This is a genomic window from Streptomyces sp. PTL18, from assembly GCF_059510295.1.
Map to the genome: position 1 here is coordinate 34365 of NZ_JCAJZO010000003.1, position 24109 is coordinate 58473.

General features: G+C 73.2%; 17 protein-coding genes. 6 read left to right on the forward strand and 11 right to left on the reverse strand.

Features of this window, described 5'->3' with window-relative positions:
* Positions 1 to 20: 20 nt before the first annotated feature.
* Both AC5WS8_RS07165 and AC5WS8_RS07170 read right to left on the reverse strand, forming a co-directional pair.
* Positions 21 to 905, reverse strand: a complete 885-nt coding sequence (locus AC5WS8_RS07165) for an ABC transporter ATP-binding protein (protein WP_496102450.1) — start codon at positions 903 to 905, stop codon at positions 21 to 23.
* Positions 898 to 1812 (reverse strand): ABC transporter permease, encoded by a 915-nt coding sequence (locus AC5WS8_RS07170; RefSeq protein WP_496102451.1) that lies wholly within the window; start codon positions 1810 to 1812, stop codon positions 898 to 900. Before AC5WS8_RS07170 ends, AC5WS8_RS07165 begins: the two co-directional genes overlap by 8 nt.
* Positions 1813 to 2071: 259 nt before the next feature.
* Here AC5WS8_RS07170 and AC5WS8_RS07175 point away from each other — a divergent pair, with 259 nt between their 5' ends.
* On the forward strand, positions 2072 to 2698 hold the full coding sequence (locus AC5WS8_RS07175) for a TetR/AcrR family transcriptional regulator (RefSeq protein WP_496102452.1): 627 nt from the start codon (positions 2072 to 2074) through the stop codon (positions 2696 to 2698).
* 13 nt (positions 2699 to 2711) lie between these two features.
* Here AC5WS8_RS07175 and AC5WS8_RS07180 read toward each other — a convergent pair whose 3' ends face one another.
* Positions 2712 to 3338, reverse strand: a complete 627-nt coding sequence (locus AC5WS8_RS07180; RefSeq protein WP_496102453.1) for a TetR/AcrR family transcriptional regulator — start codon at positions 3336 to 3338, stop codon at positions 2712 to 2714.
* A 99-nt stretch (positions 3339 to 3437) separates the two neighbouring features.
* Here AC5WS8_RS07180 and AC5WS8_RS07185 point away from each other — a divergent pair, with 99 nt between their 5' ends.
* The gene (locus AC5WS8_RS07185; protein ID WP_496102454.1) at positions 3438 to 4391 is read left to right on the forward strand and encodes an oxidoreductase; all 954 of its coding nucleotides are present in this window, start codon (positions 3438 to 3440) and stop codon (positions 4389 to 4391) included.
* Positions 4392 to 4404: 13 nt separating this feature from the next.
* Here the strand turns inward: AC5WS8_RS07185 and galE are convergent, their stop codons facing one another.
* The 3 genes from galE to AC5WS8_RS07200 all read right to left on the reverse strand — a co-directional run bounded on the left by galE (position 4405) and on the right by AC5WS8_RS07200 (position 8326).
* Positions 4405 to 5385, reverse strand: a complete 981-nt coding sequence (gene galE, locus AC5WS8_RS07190) for a UDP-glucose 4-epimerase GalE (protein WP_496102455.1) — start codon at positions 5383 to 5385, stop codon at positions 4405 to 4407.
* An 86-nt stretch (positions 5386 to 5471) separates the two neighbouring features.
* A complete protein-coding gene (locus tag AC5WS8_RS07195) occupies positions 5472 to 7076 on the reverse strand; it encodes a glycosyltransferase family 2 protein (RefSeq protein WP_496102779.1) in 1605 nt (534 codons plus the stop codon).
* A gap of 53 nt (positions 7077 to 7129) precedes the next feature.
* Positions 7130 to 8326, reverse strand: coding sequence for a glycosyltransferase 87 family protein (locus AC5WS8_RS07200; protein ID WP_496102780.1), 1197 nt, complete (start codon positions 8324 to 8326; stop codon positions 7130 to 7132).
* Positions 8327 to 8570: 244 nt separating this feature from the next.
* On the opposite strand from AC5WS8_RS07200, the gene AC5WS8_RS07205 reads away from it, so the two are divergent.
* Positions 8571 to 10079: a glycosyltransferase family 39 protein gene (locus tag AC5WS8_RS07205; protein ID WP_496102456.1), complete on the forward strand. Its 1509-nt coding sequence runs from the start codon at positions 8571 to 8573 to the stop codon at positions 10077 to 10079.
* A gap of 76 nt (positions 10080 to 10155) precedes the next feature.
* On the opposite strand, the gene AC5WS8_RS07210 is transcribed toward AC5WS8_RS07205, so the two are convergent.
* A complete protein-coding gene (locus AC5WS8_RS07210; RefSeq protein WP_496102457.1) occupies positions 10156 to 10656 on the reverse strand; it encodes a MarR family winged helix-turn-helix transcriptional regulator in 501 nt (166 codons plus the stop codon).
* A 131-nt stretch (positions 10657 to 10787) separates the two neighbouring features.
* On the opposite strand from AC5WS8_RS07210, the gene AC5WS8_RS07215 reads away from it, so the two are divergent.
* On the forward strand, positions 10788 to 11201 hold the full coding sequence (locus AC5WS8_RS07215) for an organic hydroperoxide resistance protein (RefSeq protein ID WP_496102458.1): 414 nt from the start codon (positions 10788 to 10790) through the stop codon (positions 11199 to 11201).
* A 73-nt stretch (positions 11202 to 11274) separates the two neighbouring features.
* On the opposite strand, the gene AC5WS8_RS07220 is transcribed toward AC5WS8_RS07215, so the two are convergent.
* The 3 genes from AC5WS8_RS07220 to AC5WS8_RS07230 form a co-directional block, all read right to left on the reverse strand.
* Positions 11275 to 13482, reverse strand: coding sequence for a bifunctional glycosyltransferase/CDP-glycerol:glycerophosphate glycerophosphotransferase (locus AC5WS8_RS07220; RefSeq protein WP_496102459.1), 2208 nt, complete (start codon positions 13480 to 13482; stop codon positions 11275 to 11277).
* 5 nt (positions 13483 to 13487) lie between these two features.
* The gene (locus AC5WS8_RS07225; protein ID WP_496102460.1) at positions 13488 to 15680 is read right to left on the reverse strand and encodes a bifunctional glycosyltransferase/CDP-glycerol:glycerophosphate glycerophosphotransferase; all 2193 of its coding nucleotides are present in this window, start codon (positions 15678 to 15680) and stop codon (positions 13488 to 13490) included.
* A gap of 186 nt (positions 15681 to 15866) precedes the next feature.
* Positions 15867 to 18131 (reverse strand): bifunctional glycosyltransferase/CDP-glycerol:glycerophosphate glycerophosphotransferase, encoded by a 2265-nt coding sequence (locus AC5WS8_RS07230; protein WP_496102461.1) that lies wholly within the window; start codon positions 18129 to 18131, stop codon positions 15867 to 15869.
* Between the two features lie 180 nt (positions 18132 to 18311).
* Here AC5WS8_RS07230 and AC5WS8_RS07235 point away from each other — a divergent pair, with 180 nt between their 5' ends.
* Complete coding sequence (locus tag AC5WS8_RS07235) at positions 18312 to 18437, forward strand: hypothetical protein (protein ID WP_496102462.1); 126 nt, start codon at positions 18312 to 18314, stop codon at positions 18435 to 18437.
* Positions 18438 to 18444: 7 nt separating this feature from the next.
* On the opposite strand, the gene AC5WS8_RS07240 is transcribed toward AC5WS8_RS07235, so the two are convergent.
* A complete protein-coding gene (locus AC5WS8_RS07240) occupies positions 18445 to 21768 on the reverse strand; it encodes an FHA domain-containing protein (protein WP_496102781.1) in 3324 nt (1107 codons plus the stop codon).
* Between the two features lie 588 nt (positions 21769 to 22356).
* On the opposite strand from AC5WS8_RS07240, the gene AC5WS8_RS07245 reads away from it, so the two are divergent.
* Positions 22357 to 24030 (forward strand): serine/threonine-protein kinase, encoded by a 1674-nt coding sequence (locus AC5WS8_RS07245; RefSeq protein WP_496102463.1) that lies wholly within the window; start codon positions 22357 to 22359, stop codon positions 24028 to 24030.
* Positions 24031 to 24109 lie beyond the last annotated feature (79 nt).

Here is a 24109-nt window from a genome sequence, read left to right on the forward strand (position 1 = left end):
CGCCTCGATGAAGGAAAATGCTACTTCGCTCCGGTGGGTGCCTTCTTCTGGGCGCCCGCCTGCGCTGCGCCACCGGCGCCCTTGGCCTTGTCGGCGCCGCCCGTGAACGCCTCGTAGGCCTCGAGGACCTCCTCGGTCGGGCCGTCCATGCGCAGCACACCGCGCTCCAGCCACAGCACCCGGTCGCACGTGTCCCGGATGGACTTGTTGTTGTGGCTGACCAGGAAGACGGTGCCCGCGTGCCGGCGCAGCTCGCGGATGCGTTCCTCCGACCGCCTCTGGAAGGCGCGGTCACCGGTGGCGAGCGCCTCGTCGATCAGCAGGACGTCGTGGTCCTTGGCGGCGGCGATGGAGAAGCGCAGTCGGGCGGCCATGCCGGAGGAGTACGTGCGCATGGGCAGTGTGATGAAGTCGCCCTTCTCGTTGATGCCGGAGAAGTCGACGATGTCCTGGTAGCGCTCCTTGATCTGCTCCCGGGACATGCCCATGGCGAGACCGCCCAGGTAGACGTTGCGCTCGCCGGTCAGGTCGTTCATCAGGGCCGCGTTGACGCCCAGGAGGGACGGCTGGCCGTTGGTGTAGATCTTGCCGTTCTCCACCGGGAGCAGCCCGGCGATGGCCTTGAGCAACGTGGACTTGCCGGAGCCGTTGGTCCCGATCAGACCGATGGCCTCGCCCTTGTACGCGGTGAAGGACACGTTCTTCACCGCGTGCACCCGCCGCACGCCCGCCGCCTTCTCCGCCTGCTTGCGGCGCAGGATGCGGTTGAGCGCGGCGGTCGCGGAGCCGCGGCCCGCGCCGGTGCCGTTGACGCGGTAGACGATGTCGACGCCGTCACAGATGACCGTGGGGACCGCTTCGTCGTTCGGCCCGTCGGTCACCCTGTCGTTCACGAGATCAGCCACGGCCGTACGTCTCCTCAGCCTTCCAGAAGTAGATGAAGCCGCCGACGCCGGCGAGCAGGGCCCAGCCCGTCGCGTACGCCCACACGTGGGGTGGGAGCTGGTGCGCCTTGAAGCTGTCGATCAGCGCGAAGCGCATGAGGTCGATGTAGACGGCCGCCGGGTTCGACTCCAGCAGCAGCTTCGCCCAGTGTGACATGCCGCTGTGCTTGAGCGTCTTGCCGATGCTCCACATGACGCCCGAGACGTACATCCAGGTGCGCAGGAGGAAGGGCATCAGCTGCGCGATGTCCGGCGTCTTGGCGCCCATCCGGGCCACGATCATCGACACCCCGGCGTTGAACATGAACTGCAGGACCAGGACCGGGACCGCGAGGACCCAGGAGGCGGCCACGGGAACGCCGAAGCAGAGCAGGATCACGACCAGGGCGGCCATCGAGAACAGCAGTTGCTGGAGCTGCTGGAGGCAGAAGGAGAGGGGCAGCGCGGCGCGCGGGAAGTGCAGGGCGCGCACCAGTCCGAGGTTGCCGGAGATCGCGCGGGTGCCCGCCAGGATCGAGCTCTGCGTGAAGGTCCAGACGAACACGCCGGTGACCAGGAAGGGGATGTAGTCGGGCACGCCGTGCTTGGTGCCGAGGAGTACACCGAAGATGAAGTAGTACACCGCCGCGTTCAGCAGCGGGTTCGCGACCTGCCAGATCTGGCCGAGCTTCGCCTCGCTGTACTGCGCGGTGAGCTTCGCGGTGGCGAAGGCCGTGATGAAGTGGCGGCGCGCCCACAGCTGGCGGACGTACTCCGGCAGGGAGGGGCGGGCACCGCTGACCGCGAGGCCGTACCGGGCGGCGAGCTGCGCCGGCGTCCCGGCCGGGTCGGTGGCCGTGGGAGGCGGTGTGTGGAGGACCTGGCTCACATCCGCTGCTTTCGCTCGGGGGGTCGGTTGCGCAACCGGTACCGAGTGTTCCGCCGCGTTGCCCCCGCTGGTACCGCCGCCCTGCGTTTCTCACGTTTCTTGCCGGGGTCTTGCTCGGCTCTAGGGCTCTTGTACCGTTCTCGGGGCGTCGGACTGCCGTCCTTTACGTCGGAACGGGACCGTATCGTCGCAACGGGAGGGTAAGCCGATTCGACGTCGCAACGCAACCGTTTCGTCGTCACGCCCTATGCTGGTCCGCATGACGACGAACGCCGACACTCCCCAGGTGAAGCGGCGCCGCAGGGCGCCCGCGGGTGCGGCCGTCCTCCGTGAGGACGTGACCGAAGCCATCCGCGCGGCGGTCTTCGAGGAGCTGGCGTCCGTCGGCTACGCCCGGATGTCCATCGAGGGGATCGCGCGCCGGGCCGGTGTCGGCAAGACGGCGGTGTACCGCCGGTGGCGCTCGAAACTGCACCTGGTGCTCGACCTGGTCTCGGCGATCGCGGTCCAGGGCCTGCCCGCCCCGGACACAGGATCCCTCGAAGGGGACCTCCGTCTCCTGTACGAGGTCACGTCCCGAGCCCTGCGCCACCCGGTGGCCGGCCAGATCATCCCGGACCTCCAGGCGGAGGCGGCCCGCAACCCCGACATCGCCGAGGCCATGCAGAAGGCGCTGCGCGAGGGTCAGGAGAGTGTGGCGAGCGGCATCGTCGCGGCGGCGGTCGCCCGCGGCGAGATCGGTGCGACGATCGACACGGACCTGGCCCTGGACCTGATCTCCGGCCCGCTGTACTGGCGAGCGGTGGTGGTACGGGGGCCGAAGCTGCCGAAGGGGTATCTCGCGGGGCTGGCCCGGGCCACCGCGGGGGCGCTCAGGGCGCTGTGACAGGCCGCCGGCCCTAGGAGTCCGCCGACCGTCGAGGTCGGGATCCCTCCGGGGCGCACCCGCGCAGGATGTACTCGACCAGGTCGTCCAGGCCCTGTGCGCGCACCTCCGGCGGCAGGTGATCGCTCGCCGCGAGTGAGGCGTAGCCGTGCAGGCTGGAGAAGACGCCGATGCCCACGCTCTCCGGGGAGCCGCCGCGCACCTCGCCGCGGCGCTGGGCCTCGGCGATCAGGCTCTCCATCTGTTCGATCCACCGCTGCGACGCGGCGCTGAGGTCCTCGGAGGCTTCGGGGGCGTGCTTGATCGCGTACATGAGGTCGATCAGCTCGGCGTTGGCGACGGCGAAGTCCACGTAGGCGCGCGCCCCGGCGCGCAGCCGTTCGGCGAACGACTCGCCCGCCTCCTGAAGTGCCGCCGTCATCGCCTGCACGAGCCGGTCGAAGCCGGCCAGCGCGAGGGCGTCGAGCAGCGCCTGCTTGTCCCTGAAGTGGCGGCTCGGCGCGGCGTGGCTCACGCCCAGGTCGCGGGCGAGTTCGCGGAGGGACAGTGCGGCCGGTCCCCTCTCCCGGAGTGTCTCCTCGGCCCGGGCGAGCAGCGCGGCGCGGAGGTCTCCGTGGTGGTAACGGCGTCGAGTGTGCATACCGGTCAGTGTAGCCAGCATGTGGTCGACGCCTACTTTGTTGACGATGTCACTATTGTTGTCATTGACAGCATTGTTGTCGACGCCTACTTTGGCTGCATGCCCACGACGCAGAGCCCCCAGAGCAAGAAGCAGACCAAGTGGAGCGTCGGCGACATCGCCGACCAGACCGGCCGCACCGCCGTCGTCACCGGCGCCAACAGTGGCCTCGGCCTCGCCACCGTCGAGGCCCTCGCCCGGGCCGGCGCCCGTGTGGTGCTCGCCGTACGCGATCCCCGGCGCGGCGAGGCGGCCGCCGCCGGCGTGCGCGGTGCGAAGGGCCGCCTCGAGGTGCGCCGGCTCGACCTGGCCGACCTGTCGTCCATACGGGAGTTCGCCGGCGAGTGGCAGGGCGGCATCGACGTGCTCGTCAACAACGCCGGTGTCATGAACGTCCCCGAGGGTGCCACCAAGGACGGCTTCGAAACCCAGTTCGGCACCAACCACCTGGGTCACTTCGCGCTGACGAACCTGCTGCTGCCGCACATCGGGGACCGGGTGGTCACGGTGGCGTCGGGCATGCACCGGTACGGGGGTGCGCGCATCCACTTCGAGAACCTCAACCTGACCGGCGAGTACTCCCCGATGGCGGCCTACGCCCAGTCCAAGCTGGCCAACCTGCTGTTCACCCTGGAGCTGCAGCGCCGCCTGGCCGAGGCGGGCTCACGGGTGCGGGCGCTGGCCGCGCACCCGGGCTGGGCCGCGACCAATCTCCAGGGCCATGACGCGAGCGCCCTGCGCCGGATCGCGATGAAGGCCGGCGGCCGTCTGTTCGCCCAGACCGACAAGGCGGGCGCGCTGCCCACTCTCTACGCCGCGACGCAGGACCTGCCCGGCGCGAGCTACGTCGGCCCCGACGGGCTGGGTGAGATGCGCGGCGCCCCGGCCCTGGTCGGCCGCTCCCACGCGGCAGGGGACCCGGAGACGGCCCGCCGTCTGTGGACCGTCTCCGAGGAGCTGACCGGTGTCACGTTCCCGGAACTGCCCGAGCTCTCGCGGAACGCGACACGCTGAGTCTCCGACGGCTCTACGGCCGCGCCGCCTCCGGGTGCCTGCGCACCCAGCCCTCCCACGCCGAGGCGATCATGTCCTCCACGTCGCGCTTCGCCGTCCAGCCCAGTTCCCGGGCGATCCGGTCGGCCGAGGCGACGACGCGGGCCGGGTCGCCCGCGCGGCGCGGGGTGACCGCCGCAGGGATGTCGTAGCCGGTGATCGCGTTGATGCGGTCGATCATCTCGCGGACCGACACGCCCTCCCCGCGGCCGATGTTGAGGGTGAGGTCCGTGCCGGGGGAGGCCTGGAGCGCGCGGGCGGCGGCGACGTGGGCCTCCGCCAGGTCGGCGACATGGATGTAGTCGCGGATGCAGGTGCCGTCGGGGGTCGGGTAGTCGTCGCCGAAGATGCGCGGGGCCGCGTTCCGGGTCAGCTTCTCGAAGACCATCGGGACCAGGTTGAAGACGCCCACGTCCGCCAGTTCGGGGCTCGCGGCGCCCGCCACGTTGAAGTAGCGCAGGGACGCCGTGGACAGACCGGTCGCCCTTCCCGCCGCCCGGACCAGCCACTCACCGGCGAGCTTGGTCTCGCCGTAGGGCGACATCGGGACGCACGGCGTCTCCTCCGTCACCAGGTCCACGTCGGGCATGCCGTACACGGCGGCGGACGAGGAGAACACGAAGGACGCGACCTTGGACTCCGTCACCGCCTCCAGCAGGACGCGCAGCCCCTCCACGTTCTCCCGGTAGTAGTGCAGCGGCAGCTCCACCGACTCGCCCACCTGCTTCTTCGCCGCCAGGTGCACGACCCCGGTGACCGCGTGCTCAGCCAGCGTGCGGCGCAGCAGCTCACCGTCCAGGGTGGAACCCTCCACCAGTGGCACCTGAGCGGGCACGCGTTCGGCGATGCCCGTGGACAGGTCGTCGTACACCACGGCACGCTCGCCCGCCTCGGTCATCGCACGGACGACGTGCGCCCCGATGTAACCGGCACCGCCGGTGATCAGCCAGGTCATGATGCGGCCGTCTCCTCGCTCGTTGGCCTGTCGTGTTCTTGCTGCCGCTTCGGTGAGGCAGGTGGGCAGGTGGACGTTCCCGCCCGTCACCTCAAGTGAAGCAGGCGCCGGAGCCTGCGCCGCGCGACCGATGTCACACCCCGGACTCCCGACGCGACCCTCAGCGCCAGCGCCCCCGAGTGCGTAGCGTACGGCTGCACCAGTAGCACGCCGTGCTTCAGGCTCGGCACCGCCTGGCGGCGCAGCAGGTCGGCGCCCGCGACGGCGTGCGGCGCGGTCTCGCGGCTCGTTCCGTCATCGAAGTGGAGCGTCAGCTTCAGGTCCCAGGTGCCGCCGCCGAGCGCCGCCAGGTCCACCGGTGTCTCGGCCGTCCAGTCGGCGGAGTCCGGGTCCTTCCGGAGCGTGGCCGTGGTGGACAGCCCCACTCGCTTCTCGTCCTCCCGGAGCACGAACCGCACGTCCACCCGGGCCGGACGGGCGTTCCCCACCCGCCCGTACAGCTCGTGCACGCGCAGCCGCAGCCGGCCGGCACCCGCGCGGGGGAGCAGTTCCGCCTCGACGGCGACCGGCAGGTGCCGCATGGGGCGGTGCAGCAGGTGCTCCAGCTGGACCTCGGGCAGGTCGTCGGACCAGACGGGGGTGCCGTCGGCCGTCCTCGCGTACGGCGGCATCAGCCGCCCCGGACGGGCCGCGAGCTCCTTGAGCCGGTGCAGGTCGCGCGGCTGTTCGCAGGCGAGCACCACCTGTGCGAGGACCCGTCCCGGCACGGACGCCTGCGCGTAGTCGGCCGCATCGAAGTCCTCGAGGTACGCGCGCGTGAGCCGCCACCACTGCGTGCGGTACTCCTCGTCGCGCAACGGCAGTTCCCGCACGTACATGCGCAGACCCCGGTCCAGGAAGGTGGTGCGCGCCGCCCGCGCCAGCTGTTTCTCACCGGTGCCCAGCAGGATCTCGTACGACTGCCGGTGCGCCAGCATGCGCGCCTTCCAGTTCTCGATGTCGGCGCGGGCCAGCGAGATGGACAGGCGCTGGGCGGAGCGGCGCACGTGCCAGACGTACACGGTGTCGGGGATCACGGCGATGCTCGGACCGGCGGCCAGCACGCGCGCGCTGAAGACGAAGTCCTCGTAGTGGAAGCGGCCGTCGGGGAAGCGGATGCCGTGCTCGCGCAGGAAGTCGGTGCGGTACAGCTTGTTGACGCACAGCGTGTCGTGGGCCAGGCGGGGGCGCCGGGAGGGGTGGGAGACCACCGCGGCCCGCTCGTACAGCTCCGGCTGCCAGGGCACCTCGCGGCCCGAGGGCAGCTCGCGCCGCACACACAGCCCGGCGGCGACCTGGGCGCCGTGCGCGACGGCCGCCATGAGCAGCGCGTCCACCGCGCCGGGCGGCAGCACGTCGTCGCTGTCGAGGAACATCAGGTACGGGGCGGTCGCCGCCTCGATCCCGTCGTTGCGCGGGGTGCCGCAGCCGCCGCTGTTGACGGTCCGGCTGATCACCTTGACGCGCGGCTCCTCGGCCGCCAGGGCACGCAGCAGCTCGGCGCTGCCGTCCGACGAGCAGTCGTCGACCGCGATCACCTCGCGGACGACCCCGCCCTGCGCGAGGGCCGAACGGACCGCGTCTGTCACATGGGCGGCGTCGTCGTATCCGATGACGACGACGCTGACCTGTGCGTCTTGAGGGTGACCCATCGCTTCCACGGACCGAGAATACGGACGGCTGGTAATTATCTGTTAAGAGACCCTCAGCTTCGTGCGGAGGAGAGGGCCGCGATCCGCTCCTGGCGACCGGCGGGGGCACCCGCGTTCTCCCGCTGCGGAACCGCGCGCCCGGAACGCCACAGGCGGGTGAAGGACACGATCGCCGCGGTGGCCAGCAGTCCGTTGCGGACCAGCATGAGCAGACAGCCCTGCCAGGTGGAACTGATCACATAGCCGTAGCAGGCGGGGTACACCACGGCGCTGATCGCGGTCGCCGCCAGGATGAGCCAGGCCACCGGGCGCTGTGTGGTGTGCCGTGTGGTCAGGCAGACCGCGGCCAGCCCGACCAGCCAGATCATGTACTGGGGGCTGATCACCCGGCTCGTCACCGTGAACAGCAGCACGGCCGTCAGCGCCGCGTCGTACGGGGTCGCCGGCGTCCAGCGGCGGGCGCGCAGCCGCCACAGCAGCAGCAGGGCGAAGGCGACCGCGGTCAGTGCCAGCGAGCAGTCGGCGACCGCGTGCACATGCGGGCCGACGAACTCCACGGCGCCGTACTGGTAGCGGGTGGTGCCGGACCAGCCGGCATGGCGCGCGAACATCAGCACCGTGCCGCCCAGCGACTCGATCTGCACGCCCCGGCCGCCCTGCTGGCGCAGGAAGTCGAACGGGTTGCGGAACAGGACCGCGACCACGGCGAGCAGCGTGACCACGGTCGTCACCGCAGCCGTCCACGCCTGGCGGGTGCCGCGGCCCCGCGGCGTGCCGATGAGCGCCAGCGCCGGCCACACCTTCACCAGGGCGCCGAGGGCGGCGAACACACCGCCCACGCGTGCGGAGCGTGACATCGTGAGCAGCGCGATGACCGCGAAGGCGGTGACCTGGATGTCGTACCGGACCAGCGGGATGTGCCACAGCAGCGGCAGACCGGCGATCCACAGCGCCGCGCCGCGCAGTGAGCGGCCCCGGCGGGTGCCGGCGTACGCGAGGACGAGGGTGATCACGGCGTCCGTGAACAACGTGAGCACCACGAACGCCTGAAAGTACGTCAGCCCCGGCAGGAGCGCGGGTGACACGAGCACCGCGCCGGCGCCGGGTGGGTACTGCCACAGGTGGTCCCCGGAGGGGAAGGTGCCGTGCCGGAGGACGCCGTACCAGTGGAAGTAGAGCTTCCAGACTTCCTTCGCGACCCCGCCGCGGCCGAGCAGGGCGTACTGGTCGTGGGCGAGCAGCCAGAGCATCAGGGCACGGGTGGCGAGCCAGCCGACAGCGAGCAGAAGCAACCGTTGTGTCCGGCGCACCCTCTTCCAAAAGGGCGGCGGGAACAAGGGTGCCGGTCTGGTCGCCGGGCGTTCCAGGGCAGTCTTCAAGGCACTCATCAAGGCCGGATGGTAGGCCGTCTGTGTGGCGCTTGTGGTGGATAAGACGTCAACACAGGGCAAAAGTTATTTAATAGTACGAAACCTGTGCATGTTGAATGCGGACATGAGCCGGTCACCGATGTGGCACAGGGAGCGCGTCGCCGTCATCGCCGTCCTCGTGCCCGTTGCGGTCATGTTCGCGCTCGGGCTGTGGGGGCTGGACCGGGACGGCATGTGGCGTGACGAGGCGGCCACGTTCGAGGTGGCGCGCCGTTCGCTGCCGCAGATCTGGCATCTGCTGCGGAACGTGGACGCGGTGCACGGCCTCTACTACCTGCTGATGCATCCGGTCCTGGCGCTCCATCCCGGCGAGGTGCTGCTGCGGCTGCCCTCGGTGTGCGGGGCGGCCGCGGTGGCGGGTCTGGTCGCCGCGCTGGGAGTGCGGCTGGCGCGGCCACGGGTCGGGCTGTGGGCGGGGCTGCTCTACGCGGTCACGCCGATGGTGGGCCACTACGCCCAGGAAGGGCGCTCCTACGCGCTGGTCGCGGCCGGGGTGGCGGGGGCGACGCTGCTGTTCGTGCGGGCCGTGGAGGACGGGAGGTGGTGGCCGTACGGGGTGGTCGCCGCCGTCACGTGTGTCCTGCACGAGTTCGCGGTGCTGGTGCTGCCGGCGCACGCCTGCACGTTGGCGCTGGCGCGGGTGCCGCGGCGCGTATGGCGGGGGTGGGGGAGTGCGGCCGGGGTGGCGGTGGTGGTGCTGTTGCCGCTGGTGCTGGTGTCCCGGGGACAGGCGGAACAGGTGGCGTGGCTGACGGCGCCGGACGGGCGGAGCGTGGAGAGGCTGGTGGGGCGGTTCTTCGGGCCGTCCCCGCGGGTGCTTGCGCCGTGCCTGGCGCTCGTGGTGCTCGGGGCGCTGGGGCCGTGGCCGCGGAGGGTCTCTTTGGTGGGGGTCGCCGGGCCCCTCCTGCTGATTCCGCCGGCGGTGCTGATGGGCGTGTCGCAGTTCCGGCCGTTGTACGACGACCGGTATGTGCTGTATTCGCTGGCCGGGGTGCCGTTGCTGGCGGCGGCCGGAGCCGATCGGGTGGCCGCGGCGGTGGGACGGACGCGGCTGCGGATGCGGCCGGGCGGTCGGCGTGTGCCCGGCACCGGTGCCGCCCCGCTCGGCGTCGTCGCCGTCTGTTGTGTCTTCCTCGTGCAGTTGCCCCTGCTGCGGGCCGATCGTCTGGCCGCGCACCGGCCCGACGACCTCGGGGCCGTGTCCGCGGCCGTGGCGCGGCGGGTGCGGGCCGGGGACCCCGTGCTGTTCCTGCCCTCGCTGGAGCGGCGGTCGGCGCTCGCCTATCCGGCCGGGTTCCGGGGCGTCCGGGACGTGGCGCTGGCCGTGCCGGCCGCCGAGAGCGGGACGCTGTACGGACGGGAGGTCGGGCCCGAGGAACTGCGGCGGCGGCTTCAGGGCCTCGGATACGTCTGGGTGGTCAGCGAGCACTATGCGCTGGCGCCCTCCTGGATCCCCTGGAACGCGACGGAACGCGCCAAAATCGCGGTCGTGAAGCGGGACTTCGTCACCCGCGAGGAGTATGTGCGGCCGCATCTCACACTCCGGCTCTACGTACGCCGCGGCAGGTCCTAGCCAGTGCCGCGACGTACGCCGCGGCAGGTCCTAGCTAGTGCCGCGACGGGGCGAACGTTGCCTGGTGCGGCGCCGGCTAGGCGCAGCCGGGGGGCTCGTCCAGCGCCGCCGCGTCCAGGGCGCGGGTCAGCCGGTCGATGCGGTCCTGGAGCTCGGTGATCTCCGCCAGGTCGAAGCCCGTCGCCGCGGCGATCCGGCGCGGCACCAGCAGCGCACGCTCCTTCAGCGCCGTGCCCTCGTCCGTGAGGTGGATGTGCACGGACCGCTCGTCCCGTGTACTGCGCTCCCGTCGCACCAGGCCCGCCGCCTCCAGCCGCTTCAGCAGCGGGGAGAGCGTCCCGGAGTCCAGCCGCAGGTGCTCGCCGAGCTTCTTCACCGGCAGCTCTCCGTGCTCCCACAGCACGAGCATCACCAGGTACTGCGGGTACGTGAGCCCGAGGTCCTTCAGGGCGACGCGGTAGACGCCGTTGAAGGCGCGCGACGCGGCGTGCAGCGAGAAGCAGATCTGCCGGTCGAGGCGCAGGTACTCCTCGGCCGCGGAGGTCGCCTCCGTACGGGGGGTCGGCGTGGTCGTCATGTGGACAGGGTAGCTCCTGTTCGCCATTTAGTTGTGCACAACTGAATTGTGTGCTCTACTTATCTGCGTGAGGCGGCCCCGGGTCCGAACAGGGAGCGGCCGCCGTGTGACTTCGAGAGGGATGGTTTTCCATGAACGCGCTGTACACCGCTGTCGCCACCGCCACCCACGGCCGCGACGGGCGTGCCGTCACCTCCGACGGCACGCTCGACCTCGGGCTGTCCCTGCCGGTGGAGCTGGGCGGCGACGGCAAGGGCACGAACCCCGAGCAGCTGTTCGCCGCCGGTTACGCCGCCTGCTTCGGCAGCGCGCTCGGTCTCGTCGGCCGGGCGGCCAAGGTGGACGTCAGCGACGCCGCGGTGACCGCCGAGGTCGGCATCGGCAAGCAGGGCGAGGGCTTCGCGCTCGCGGTGACCCTGCGCGTCGAGCTGCCGGACACCGTGGACCAGGAGACCGGCCGCAAGCTGGTCGAGCAGGCCCACCAGGTCTGCCCCTACTCCAACGCCACGCGCGGCAACGTCCCGGTCGAGCTCGTCATCGAGTAACACCCGCCCGGCTGACATTCCCCCTGCTCACAGCCTCGTACGCACCTTCCCCGGCGTACGAGGCCGCGGGCGTTCACGGCGACGGCGCCAGCGCCTCGCTGTCGCCCGCCGCCGGTGCCGGCACCGACGCCCGGACGTCCGGTTCGCCCAGCATCAGCGTGCGCACCACCCGCTCGGCAGCCCGCCCGTCGTCGAACGTGCAGAACCGCGCCCGGAATCCCGCCCGCAGCCGCGCCGAGTCCTCGTCCCGCCAGCACCCGGAGGCGAACAGCCACGCCAGCTCCCGGTACGAGCGCGAGACGTGCCCCGGCGCCTCCTGCGTGATGTCGAAGTAGGCGCCCCGGCTCGCCCGGAAGGCACCCCAGTCGTCGGCGTGCAGCACGATCGGCCGGTCCAGGTTGGCGTAGTCGAACATCAGGGCCGAGTAGTCGGTCACCAGGGCGTCCGAGGCCAGCATCACCTCCTCGACGTGCGGCTCGTCGGTGGCGTCGATCAGCACGCCCCGCCGGTGCAGCTCGGCCAGGCCCATCCCGCGCGCCGGACCGTCCGCGAGCGAGGGGTGCAGCCGTACGACGAGGGTGTGGCCCTCGCCCAGATCCTCGGCGAACCGGCCCACGTCGAAGCGGTCGATGTGACCGCCGCGGACGTGGTCGCGGCGGGTCGGCGCGTACAGCACCACCGCGTGGTCCTCGGGGATGCCGTGCCGGAACCGGAACGCGGCCCCGTCGCCGGGCTTGGCGTCCACGAGGACGTCGTTGCGGGGACTGCCGCTGCGCACCGAGGTGAAGTCGCAGGGGTAGGCGCGGTCCCACACCAGTTCCGAGTGGTGGTTGGCGACCAGGCTGTAGTCCCAGCGGTCGGCGCGCCGCAGCATCTGCGGCACGTCGAGACCCAGCCGGGCGCCCGGCTTGTCCCGCAGGTCCGCCCCCATGTACTTCAGCGGGGTGCCCCGGTGGGTGTGGATGTGGATGCTTCCGGGGCGCTTGGCCAGGGTGCTGGGCCAGTTCACGTTGTTGACGAAGTACGTGGCCCGTGCGGTGACCCGCAGATAGCCGAGGGAACCCGGGAGCACGTACTCGATGTCCGGCGGCAGGTGCTCCGCCTGGTCGGCGCGCACCACCCACACGCCGCGGATGTGCGGGGCGAGGTCGCGTGCCGCGCGGTGGATCGCGGCCGGATCGCCGAGGACGCCGCGGTGGGAGAACGCCGAGTAGACGGCCAGGTTCGGATCCAGCGGCCGCCGCTCCTGAGCCCAGGACCAGCCGCGCTTGACCCGCCCGGCCGCGACCGCGCGTGCCTGCCGGCGCCGCCGGCCGAGCGCGCCGCCGATGTCGGCGGCCCGCTGCCGGAGCAGGTAGCCGGCGTAACCGCCCTCCAGCACGCGCAATTCCGGCGGGACCGGTTCCCCCGTGCCGTGGATGCGGAACAGGTCGGCCGTACGGCGGAAGAACTCGCCCTTGTCGCGGGCGGGCAGCCGGTCCGGCTTGGCGAGGATGTCCAGACAGTGCCCGCCCATCTTGCGGTGCAGGTACGGCCGCCAGGAGGCCAGCTCCGGACGGGCGTCGACGTACGCGAAGACCCGCTCGTACTGGTCGTGGACGTCGAAGTGCTTGCGGCTGGTGGTGGACAGGATGTTGCCCTGGCGGCGCTGCCGGTAGCTGACGCAGATCCGGTCGAGGGTCGCGATCCGCCGGGCGCTGAGCAGGGCGGGGAAGGTCCAGGGCGTGTCCTCGTAGTAGCCCGGCGGGAAGGCGAAGCCGTGCTCGGTCACGAAGTCCCGGCGGTACGCCTTGTTCCACACCACCATCAGCAGTTCGAGGATCTCGGGTCGTTCGGCCGCGGTGAAGGTGCCCTCGCCGCACTCGGCGAGGACCCGGGCCAGCACGTTGCGGCGGACGCCGCCCCACCAGTAGGTGCGGGCGTAGTCGAAGACCAGCACGTCCGGGTCCCGGACCTCCTCCAGCCGGTCGGCGATCGCGCGCAGCGCGCCCGGGGTGAGCGTGTCGTCGCTGTCGAGGAAGAGCAGGAAGTCCCCGGTCGCGTGCGGCAGCCCGGCGTTGCGGGCCCGGCCGAGGCCGACGTTCTCCGGCAGGTGCAGCACCCGCACGCGCGGGTCGTGGGCGGCGTACTCGTCGAGGATCGCACCGCAGCCGTCGGGGGAGCGGTCGTCGACGGCGATCACCTCGAAGTCGGGGTACGACTGGGTGAGGACCGAGTCCAGGCACTCCCGCAGGAAGCCCTGCACCTTGAAGACGGGCACGACGATGCTGAAGCGGGGCACGGCGGTCAGCTCCTCACCAGGGCAGGGGCCGGGGCCGGGACGCGCTCGGCGAGCGGGACCACGGGCGGGATCGACGCGGGCGGCTCGCCCAGCAGCACCCGGCGCACGACGCGTTCGGCGGCGCGCCCGTCGTCGAACTGGCAGAAGCGCCGCCGGAAGGCGGCCCGCAGGGTTCCGGCCTCCGCGTCCGCGAACGAGCCGTCGCGGAAGACGGCCGCGAGCTCCTCCTCGGTGCGCACCACCCGGCCCGGTGGCGCCTCCATCAGGTCGAAGTAGACGCCCCTGACCTCCCGGTAGACGTCCCAGTCGTCGGCGTACACGACGATCGGCCGGTCCAGGTTGGCGTAGTCGAACATGATCGACGAGTAGTCGGTGACCAGCGCGTCGGCGGCCAGGCAGACGTCCTCCGAGGAGCGGTGCCGGGTGACGTCGATGACGCGGCCGGAGGCCCGGGCGGAGCCCCGGTCGTAGAAGTAGTGGGCGCGCAGCAGCACCACGAAGTCGTCGCCGATCGCGTCGCAGAACGCCTCCAGGTCGAGCCCCGCGTCGAAGCCGGCGCTGTGGTCGCGGTGCGTCGGCGCGTAGAGGACGGCCGTCTTTCCGTCCGGGACGCCCAGGTCGCGACGGACGCGGGTCACGTCCTCGGCCGTCGCCGTGTAGTAGACGTCGTTGCGCGGATAGCCGTACTCCAGCGTCTCGTACGAGCCCGGGAAGGCGCGCTCCCACATCTCGGTGGAGTGCCGGTTGGCGGAGAGGTTGTAGTCCCAGCGGTCCACGCGCGCCAGCAGTTTGGCGAAGCTGCCGGTCGACGCCGCCACCACGGGGTACGCCGACTGGTCGACGCCCATCTTCTTCAGCGGGGTGCCGTGCTGGGTCTGCAGGTGCACGCTGCCGGGCCGCTTGACGACGCCGTCGGCGAAGTTCGCGTTGTTGATCAGGTACTTGGCGCGGGCCAGCACGTCCCAGGCGGCACGGCTGCCGAGCACCGCGTACTCCACGTCCTTCGGCACGCCGCCCACCGCGTCCGGTTCGACCAGGAACACCGAGCGGATGTGCGGGGCGAGCCGGCGGGCCCCGGCGTGGATCGCGGCCGGGTTGCAGGCGTAGCCGCGGCCCCAGTAGGCGCAGTACACGGCGAGGTTCTCGTCGAGCGGGCGGTGCAGCTGGAGGGTGTAGCGGGCGCGGGTGCGCGGCATGTGCGGCAGCGGTGCCTTCCTGGTCGCCTTCGCCGCGCCCTGGTTGGCGGCCCGCAGCACCCGGAACGCGCCGTGGACGCCGGACGCGAGCAGCCGGTGCTGCACACCGAGACTGCCCGAGGGCGGCCGGAACCCGGCCGGGCGGTGGCGGCGGTGGAGGCGGCCCGCCCGCCGGAAGAACGCCCGGCGGCGGTGCGCGGGCAGCAGCTCCGGATGCGCGGCCGTCCGCAGTACCGCGGAGAACAGCTGCTCGAACAGCGGTCTGGCCCGGTCGGCGGGGAGGCGGAGTTCGGCGGCCCGTACCAGGACGCGCTCCACCTGATCGAGGAGGTCGAACTGGTGCTCGCCGGGGGTGTGCGGCCGATCGCCCTGCCGGCGCAGCAGATGCCGTACGCACACCGTGCGCAGCACCGCCAGGCGCTCCGCGGCGAGCGTGACCAGGCCGCCCCAGCCGACATCGGCGAAGTGGCCGGCGGGGAAGGCGAGCCGGTGCCCGGTGACGAACGCCCGCCGGTACGCGGCGCTCCACACGGGGACGGCCACCCCCGTCAGCTCGGGCGCCTGCCCGGGAGCGAACGCCCCCTCCGGCGCCCGGCCCAGCGGCGGCGCGGAGGTCTCGGGGTCCCACCAGTGCGCCCGTTCGTGGGCGAAGTACAGGACGTCCACGTCGCCGGTCGCCCGCAGGCGCGCGTCGATCGCCGCCAGCGCTCCGGGCAGCAGGACGTCGTCGCCGTCCAGGAACAGCAGATACGTTCCCGTCGCCGCCCCCATCCCAGCGGTGCGGCCCCCGCCCGGACCGCCGGAGGGCGACGCGGTCAGCGGGGTCACCCTGCTGTGCCGCTCGGCGTACGCGGCGGCGACCGTCCCGGCCGGTGAGTCGGGCGCGTCGCAGACCGGGATCAGTTCGAAGTCGCCGAAGGACTGCTCGAGGACCGAGTCCAGTGCCTGGGACAGACGGCCGGCGACACCGGAGGCGGGGACGATGATGCTGAAGCGGGGCATTCTGCTCTTTCTCTCGGGCCGGAACCTGCCGTGCGCCGGTGCGCCGGGTGTACGGGGCGTCAGCGCTCCGGCCGTCCGGCGGGACGCCGGGTGACGATGGGGGTCCCCCTTGTCCGAGCGAAGTCGGGAACTCGGGGGAGGGCCGGGGTGGGCGCGCGCGGCACGGGGGACTCCGTGGTCGGGGGATCAGAGGCGTTCGGTGACCGGTACGCCGGGGCCGGGCACCGGGACCGAGGCGAGCGGCGGGGCCGACAGGCCCGCGGCGGCGGACGGGACCGGGTGGCGGTGCGCCGGCGGTAGGACGGCCGGCTGCCAGGCGTTCTCCCCGAGCACCACCCGGCGCACGATCCGCTCGGCGGCGCGTCCGTCGTCGTAGGGGCAGAACCGCTCGCGGAACGCGGCCCGCCGCTGCTCCGAGCGTGAGCCGCACCAGTGGCCGGTCGCGAAGATGTCGATCAGGTCGTCCTCGTCGTGGGCGACCGGGCCCGGTGGGAAGGCGCGGACGTCGAAGTAGGTGCCGCGAGCCGCCTCGTACGCCTCCCAGTCGTCCGCGTACACGATGATCGGCCGGTCCAGATTGGCGTAGTCGAACATCAGCGCGGAGAAGTCGGTGACCAGGGCGTCCGAGGCCAGGCAGACCGACTCCACGCTCGGGTGGCCGGTGACGTCGACGACCCGCCCCTCGACCGTGCGCGCCAGCGGCTCGCGGCAGGCGGGGTGCGCGCGGGTCAGCAGTACGAACCGCGGCCCGAGCCGGCGCAGGACGCGCTCCAGGTCCAGGGAGGGCCGGTGGCCACGGCGGTAGTCGCGGTACGTCGGCGCGTACAGGATCGCCACCGAGCCCTCGGGGATGCCGAACGTCTGGCGCAGCCGGGCCACGTCCGCCGAGGTGGCGCGGGCGAAGACGTCGTTGCGGGGCTGGCCGTACTCCAGCGTGGTGAAGCCGGAGGGGAACACACGCTCCCAGACGAGGGTGGAGTGGCGGTTGGCGGAGACGACGTAGTCCCAGGTGTCGGCGGTGCCCAGCATCCGGGCGAAGTCCGTGTCGCGCGCGGCGGCCGGACGGTCCTGGAGGTCCAGGCCCATGCGCTTGAGCGGGGTGCCCTGCCGGGTCTGGACGAGGATCTGACCCGGACGCTTGACCACGCGGGGGCCGAAGTCGGCGTTGTGGACCAGGTACTTGGAACGGGCCAGCGCCGACCAGTACGCGGCCGAGCCGGGCCGCAGCCGGCGGGTGGCCACCGGAACGGTGTGGTGGTGCTCGGGGCGGGCGATCCACGCGGTGCGGATCTGCGGGACCAGGTTGCGGAACGCCGACTCCAGGGCGGCCGGGTTGCAGCCGTAGGGGCCGCCCGCGTCCCGGGTGAAGACGGCCCGGTCGGCGCGCACGGGCAGGCGGAGCTGGATGCGGTAGTGCGCCAGCAGCGCGACGCCGAGCAGGCGGCGGCTCGACCTGGCGACCGTGCGCCGCACCCCGCGCGCCAGGCGGGCGGCCAGGGACAGCAGACGGTGGGTGCGGTGGCTGCCGAAGCGGATCAGCAGGTGGCGCAGCCGGAACGGGGCGCCCGGGACGCGGTGGCGGCGGTAGTGGTCGCGCGCCAGGCGCAGGAACTCGGCGCGGCAGCCGCCCGTCAGCCGGCCGCGCGCGGCGAGGATCGCGGCCAGGTGGTCGGCCATGCGGTGGAACAGCACCCGCCGCCAGCGGGCCTGTTCCGGGTGCGCGTCGAGGAACGCGAAGACCCGGTCGTACTGGGCGAAGACGTCGAAGTGGCGGCGGCTGCCGAGGCCCGGCCCGGTGGACACGCCGCTCCGGCGGCGCCGGCGGTGGTGGACGCAGACCCGGTCGAGGGTGGCGATCGTCTCCGCGGTCAGCAGCACCGGGAACGTCCACGGCGTGTCCGCGTAGTGGCCGGGCGGGAACGTGAAGCCCTCCCGCTCGACGAACTCCCGGCGGTACGCCTTGCTCCACGCCGCCACCGGCAGCGACAGCAGACCGGGGCGGTCCTGCAGGCGGAAGGGGGCCGGGCCCTGTTCGGTGAGCAGACCGGCGTGCTGGTTGCGGACGGTCTTCCCGGTCCAGTACGTGCGGGCGTGGTCGAGGACCAGAACGTCCGGGTCGGAGGTCTCCTTCAGCCGGTCGGCGATGTCCCTCAACGCGTGCGGGGTCAGGGTGTCGTCACCGTCCAGGAAGAGGACGTAGTCGCCCGTCGCCTGCTTCAGTCCCGCGTTGCGGGCGGGCCCGGGACCCCCGTTCCGGGGCAGGTGCACGGGCCGTACGCGGGCGTCACGGGCGGCGAACTCGTCGATGATCGCCCCGCACGCGTCGGGGGAGCCGTCGTCGACGGCGATCACCTCGACGTCGGTGAACGACTGCTCCAGCACGGATGTGAGGCATTCCTCCAGGTACGCCTGAACCTTGTACGCGGGGACGATGACACTGAACCTGGGCAAGGGGCATCCATGGGGGTCGGCGCGGACAACCTGCCCGGAAACGTCCGATGGAGTGGTTTGGTTACGCGCCGTGCGGCAAGTGGGGGATTGTCACGGGGGCCAACGGGCCCTGGGACGGGCCGCACTGCGGACCCACCCCGCGAACCCCCGTACGGACCGCCCTACTTCACCGCGGCGGCCGTGACTCCGCACACGAAGTGCCGCTGGAACGTGAAGAAAACGGCCGGCGGTAAGGAGGGAGCCGTCGCCGTCACGTACCGCAAGGTGGAGTCGTCCCTGCTGGGCGGCAGTCACCGGGACCGGTGAAAAGGCGTCACAGGAGTGAAGGCACCTCCGCCGCCGACACCGACCGTGCCGCCCGCTCCAGCGCGCTCGCCAGCAACGCCAGGTCCGTCGGTCCGTTGCCCAGTTCCCGCACCGGACGCCGGGCCGGCGGATCGCCCATGCGGTGCCACTCCAGCGGTACGACCGTCGGCCGCACGGTCGCCGTCCGGGGAATCCGCCCCGTGATCCGCCCGCCCTGGAACGGCGTCGCCCTGCCGTCCGCCCGTGTCAACCGCCCACGCCCCGGCCCCGGTTCGCCCGTGCCCGCGGTCGTCTCCTCCAGGCCGATCCGCAGCGACGCCGCCCGGGCGGGCTCCCACTGAGCCGTCCGCCCACCGGGTCCCGCCGCGGCCACCAGGTGCACACCCAGTCGTTCCCCGTCCCGGGCCACCGCCTCCAGCGCCCGTACGACCGACCCGGCCGCCGGACGTCCCGGTGAGCCGAGCGCAGGGGACAGCAGCGCGTCCAGGTCGTCGACCAGCACCACCAGCCGCGGCAACGGCACAGGTGCCTCCGCCCGCTGCCGCGCCGCCGTCGGCCGCAGCCGCAGCGTGACACTCGGCGGGGTGTCGAGGTCACCCGACTCCGTGCTTCCCGACCGCTGCGGCCCGATCCGCCCCGACACCCCCTGCCGCGTGTGCCACTCCGCGAAACCGAGCCGCCCGAGCAGCTCCGCCCGCCGTTTCAGCTCGGCGCTCAGCGACTGCGCGAACTCGCGCATGCGCACCGGGTCGTTGGCCGCCAGATACGTCGTGACATGCGGCAGGTCCGTGCAGACCCGCAGGCCGTCCCCGCTGGTGCCGCCGTGCGTCGCGCAGTCGCGGCCGTCGACGAGGACGATGCCCAGCCGGTCCGGGCGCTCCGCCGACGCGAGCGAGGCGGCGACGGCGCGCAGCAGTTCCGTACGGCCGCTGCCGGGCGGACCCTCGACGAGCAGATGCGGCCCCTCCGCGGCGAGGTCCACGGTCACCGGACCGCGCGGACCGGCGCCGAGCACCGCCCAGGCGCGCCCGCCCGGTGAGGCGGTGTCGTCCGCCGCGTCCGCCCAACGCGCCATCAGCGACGCCGGAGTGGCCCGGGCCAGTCCCAACTCGTCCAGCAGCCGCGCCGCCTGGGGCAACGGGGCCGACACGCGCGCGTGGCGCTCACCGCCGCCGTCCGTCCGCAGCGGGGCGAGCGCCCGCGCGAACCGCTCCGCCCACGCAGCCGACACCGCGTCCACGGCGGCGACCGTGCCGTGCCCCACGGGTGCGCGCGTGGCGTCAGGTCCCTGCCCCGGTGCCACCCGCAGCAGCCGCAGCGCCGTCGCCACGTCACCGCTCAGCAGCGCGACGGCCCCGCACTCCCGGAACACCGGCGAGACCGCGCAGGCCGCCTCGTACGTCTTTGCCACCGGCGACGCGGGCGACGCGGCCGGCGCCTCGGCCAGACACACCACATGGACCCCGGCCCGCGCCCCCTCCCGGGCCAGCCGCGCCACGGCAGCCCGCACATCGGCGCCACCGGGGTCACCGTCCACGACCACCACCGAGTACGGCCCCTCGTAGGCGTCCTCCCGTGCCCAGGAGGGGCGGTGGGCGGCTCCCCGCGGCGAAGGGTCCTGCGGTGCGGCGGGCAGCGGGCCGTCCTGGTCCGCCAGATGGTCCTCCAGACGGCGCAGCAACTCCTGGGTGCGGGCGGTCGCCTGGTCGCGGTCGTAGGCCAGCAGCAGGCGGCAGTCCTGGCCGTGGGCCGGGCGCAGGTGGGGCAGCCAGCCCAGCCAGGACCAGTCGGCGGTGCGCTCCTGCAGCGGGCGCGTGCGGTCGGCGCTGATCAGGACCAGCTCCAGGACGTCCGGGGAGTGCAGCGCGGCCAGCTGCGCCACCACCGCGCGCGCCAGCCCCGCCAGCCGGGCGCGCGGCCCCGCGAGCCCCAGCGCACCGACCTCGCGCAGCCCCGAGGTCACCGGCACCGCCGGCAGCAGTCCCGAACCGTCCGACGCCGCCCGGTCCGCCGTGCCCAGCCGCACGGTGAGCGCCTCCGGGTGCCCCGGGCCGCGCTCCCACACCCGCGGCCCCGGGCCGAGCGCGGTGAGCAGCAGTGCCGCCGGGTCCGGCCACTTCTCGGGCGCCCTGGCCGCGGGCGGCGCGGAGGTGCCCCCGCCCTCCTCCCGGGCGTCCCGTCCGGTGCCGCCCTGCTCGCTCCGGCCCCCGGTCAGCCGGCGTGCCCACGCCGTCAACCCGCCGCGCCTGCGCAGCCCGGGCGGCACGTCCGTCCCGCGCAGCGGGGTGCCCTTGCGCGTGCTCTCCTCCGCCGCGCCCCGCCCCGGTGCGGCCTGCCCCGGAAGGGACGGCTCCACGTCATCGTGTTCCTGCGCCCCGGGAGCCACTCCACCGGAGGCGCCCCACCCGGTGACGCCGAAGCCGTGGTGCGTGTCACCCTCCAGGGAGGGGCGCCCGTCCCGGGCAGCGGGCCCCGGGCCGTGTCCGCCCGGTGAGGGACCGCCGACGGGGGCGTCCCCGGCGGTGCGGTCGTCCCCGGCGGTGCGGTCCTCGCCGGCGGTGCGGTCGTCCCCGGCCGGGGCGCTCTCCACGCGCGTGTGCCCCTCGGCCGCCGCCCGCGCCGGATCCGTGGGCTCCCCCGGTCCCTCGGCCCGCCGCAGCCGTACCTGCCCCTCGCCGTCCGGCGCCGTCCCCACGGACCGCACCTCCCGGGGCGGGACCAGTCGCAGGGCCGACTCGCCGACCCGCAGCAGCGCGCCCGGGGAGAACCGCACCGGGAGGTCGGTCACCCGGCGGCCGTCCAGCACCGTGCCGTTCGTGGAGCCCAGGTCGGCGACCGAGACACGGCCCTCCGGGGCGACCGTGACCGCGCAGTGCAGCCGGGAGACGTCCGGGTCGTCCAGCGGGACGTCGGCGTCGGCGGAGCGGCCGATGCGGATCACCCCGCCGTGCAGCAGATGGACACCGCCCGCGTCCGGTCCCGCGACCACGTGCAGCTGGGCCGCGCCCTCGTCCGGCTCCGGGCCCGGCTCCGCCGGCGCTCCCAGGGTCAGCACCGCGCCGTCCAGCAGCGGCGGCTCGCCCAGCGTGCAGCGCTGCGGGTCGAGCCGATCCGTGCCCGCGTACAGCACCACGGTGCCCGTCCCGGACTCCCGGCCCCGCTCGGGCGGGGAGGCGCATCCCTCCCCGCCGACCGCCGCGGCCAGGCCCGATGCCACCGCGGCCAGTGCCGTCCCGGCGGGCGCGGTGACCAGCACGTCACCGCCCGCGGCGGAGGCCCGCGACTCCCCGGGCGGGGCAGGCGGGGCTACGACCGTCAGCCGGATCTGCATCGCCGTCAGCGGTCCCTTCTGTCTGCGTCCGCGGTCGCCCACGAGGCGCACGAGCCGGTGTCGGGACCGCGACCGTGCCCGGTCCTCGGGGACCCGCGCGCTCTCCCAGGCTCTTCGAGCAGGGAGGACCCCAGCCCCCTCGACACCGACGCGCCCCTTCGGCTCCCGCGCGTGCGGGGCCCGAGGACGGCGAGAGAGCCGTGCCACGGTCCCCCACCGCGGACTCCCCCACCGCACACGAGCACATCGGCCAGTACGGAATGCATCCTCGCACCTGCCACTGACAGCGCGCCCGCCCTCCACCGTCGAATGATCTTGATTGGTCGGCTCTGCCCGTAAAAGTGCCTGACCAGTGCCCTGCTGGTGCCCGCTTGAGATCGGTCACGCCCGGATCGGGCAACCGACCGAACCGAACCGAGCGTCTTGTCATCGAACAGGTGCGGGAGCCGGATACGTACCTCGTCCATGCACGGCATGTGACCCCACAGGCCGTCGACAGCTCGGTGCCGGGTACCTCGGCACTACAGTGGGCCGGACACCGGTAGCGCGGTGGACGACCGGAGAAGCAAGCAACAGGGAGCGCATGACGTGCGGCCGGTAGGGAGCAAGTACCTCCTTGAGGAGCCGCTGGGGCGCGGCGCCACAGGCACCGTCTGGCGAGCCCGCCAGCGGGAGACCGCGGGTGCCGAGGCGGCCGTCGCGGGCCGGCCCGGCGAGACCGTGGCGATCAAGGTCCTCAAGGAGGAGCTGGCGAGTGACCCCGATGTCGTGATGCGGTTCCTGCGGGAGCGGTCCGTCCTGCTCCGGCTGACCCATCCGAACATCGTGCGGGTGCGCGACCTCGTGGTCGAGGGCGATCTGCTGGCCCTGGTCATGGACCTCGTCGACGGTCCCGACCTGCACCGCTACCTCCGCGAGGACGGCCCCTTCACCCCTGTCGCCGCCGCCCTGCTCACCGCCCAGATCGCCGACGCGCTGGCCGCGAGCCACGCCGACGGCGTCGTGCACCGAGACCTGAAGCCGGCCAACGTCCTGCTCGCGCAGCACGACGGCCGGATGCACCCGATGCTGACCGACTTCGGCATCGCCCGGCTGGCCGACTCGCCCGGCCTCACGCGCACGAGCGAGTTCGTGGGCACGCCCGCGTATGTCGCCCCCGAGTCGGCCGAGGGCCGTCCGCAGACCTCCGCGGTCGACGTCTACGGCGCCGGGATCCTGCTGTACGAGCTGGTCACCGGGCGTCCGCCGTTCTCCGGCGACTCGGCCCTGGAGGTGCTGCACCAGCACCTGAGCGCCGAGCCGCGCCGCCCGTCCACCGTGCCCGACCCGTTGTGGACGGTGATAGAGCGCTGCCTGCGCAAGAACCCGGACGACCGGCCGAGCGCCGAGAACCTGGCGCGGGCGCTGCGGGTGGTCGCCGAGGGCGTCGGCGTGCACGCGAACTCCGCGCAGATCGCCGCCGCCGAGGGCGTGGCCGCCCTGCTTCGCCCCGACCCCTCCCCGGCGGCCGTCCCGGGCTCCGCGGACCCCACGCAGGTGCTGCCGCAGGGCCCGGCGGCCGCATACGACCCGAACGCGGCGACCAGCGTCCTGCCGCACACCCCGCCCGGCGCCGCCGACCCCACCACCGTCCTGCCCACCAACGGGGCCGCCGACCCGACGGCCGTACTGCCGCCCGTACCGCCGCACGGCCCCGGCGGCCGGCCCCGGCAGGAGGAGCCGCACCCCTGGCAGACCCAGCTGCGCGCGGCCCGCGACCGCAACGAGCAGACGCAGGTCCAGGCCTACCTCGACCCCGGCGAGGACCCGCTGCGCCGCCGCCCGCAGCGGCAGGTGGCGCGCCCCCAGCAACCACAGCAGCGCCCGCCGCAGCGGCAGCAGCCCGCGCCGGGGTACGGCTACCCGCAGGGGCAGTCCCAGCAGTACGCGCCCCAGCGGCAGCAGTACGCACCCGCCCCCCAGCAGCAGCCGCAGCGGTACGCGCCCCAGCCTCAGCAGCCCTCGCAGCCGGCGCCCCGCCCGCCGCGCGAGCCCCGTCCGCCGCGGCAGCGCAGCGCGAACCCCATGAGGATCCCGGGGCTCGGCTGCCTCAAGGGGTGTCTGTTCACGATCGTCATCCTGTTCGTAGCCGGGTGGCTGGTGTGGGAGTTCAGCCCGCTGCAGCACTGGATCGGCACGACCGAGTCGTACTGGCAGATGCTGAGCGGCTGGTTCTCGAAGGTGTCCGACTGGATCGGGAAGCTGAACAACAAGGGAAGCTGAGCAACACGGAGCGGTCTGCGGGGCGACCCTCGTGCGCACCGGCTTGGGGATTTGTCGACATCCGACGGGTGATTTCCCG

Coding starts and splice junctions, on each gene's coding strand:
- AC5WS8_RS07175 (WP_496102452.1), top strand. CDS start 2,072: ATGACGACGAACGCCGACACTCCCCAGGTGAAGCGGCGCCGCAGGGCG.
- AC5WS8_RS07180 (WP_496102453.1), bottom strand. CDS start 3,338: ATGCACACTCGACGCCGTTACCACCACGGAGACCTCCGCGCCGCGCTG.
- AC5WS8_RS07185 (WP_496102454.1), top strand. CDS start 3,438: ATGCCCACGACGCAGAGCCCCCAGAGCAAGAAGCAGACCAAGTGGAGC.
- galE (WP_496102455.1), bottom strand. CDS start 5,385: ATGACCTGGCTGATCACCGGCGGTGCCGGTTACATCGGGGCGCACGTC.
- AC5WS8_RS07195 (WP_496102779.1), bottom strand. CDS start 7,076: ATGGGTCACCCTCAAGACGCACAGGTCAGCGTCGTCGTCATCGGATAC.
- AC5WS8_RS07200 (WP_496102780.1), bottom strand. CDS start 8,326: ATGCTCTGGCTGCTCGCCCACGACCAGTACGCCCTGCTCGGCCGCGGC.
- AC5WS8_RS07205 (WP_496102456.1), top strand. CDS start 8,571: ATGAGCCGGTCACCGATGTGGCACAGGGAGCGCGTCGCCGTCATCGCC.
- AC5WS8_RS07210 (WP_496102457.1), bottom strand. CDS start 10,656: ATGACGACCACGCCGACCCCCCGTACGGAGGCGACCTCCGCGGCCGAG.
- AC5WS8_RS07215 (WP_496102458.1), top strand. CDS start 10,788: ATGAACGCGCTGTACACCGCTGTCGCCACCGCCACCCACGGCCGCGAC.
- AC5WS8_RS07225 (WP_496102460.1), bottom strand. CDS start 15,680: ATGCCCCGCTTCAGCATCATCGTCCCCGCCTCCGGTGTCGCCGGCCGT.
- AC5WS8_RS07240 (WP_496102781.1), bottom strand. CDS start 21,768: ATGCAGATCCGGCTGACGGTCGTAGCCCCGCCTGCCCCGCCCGGGGAG.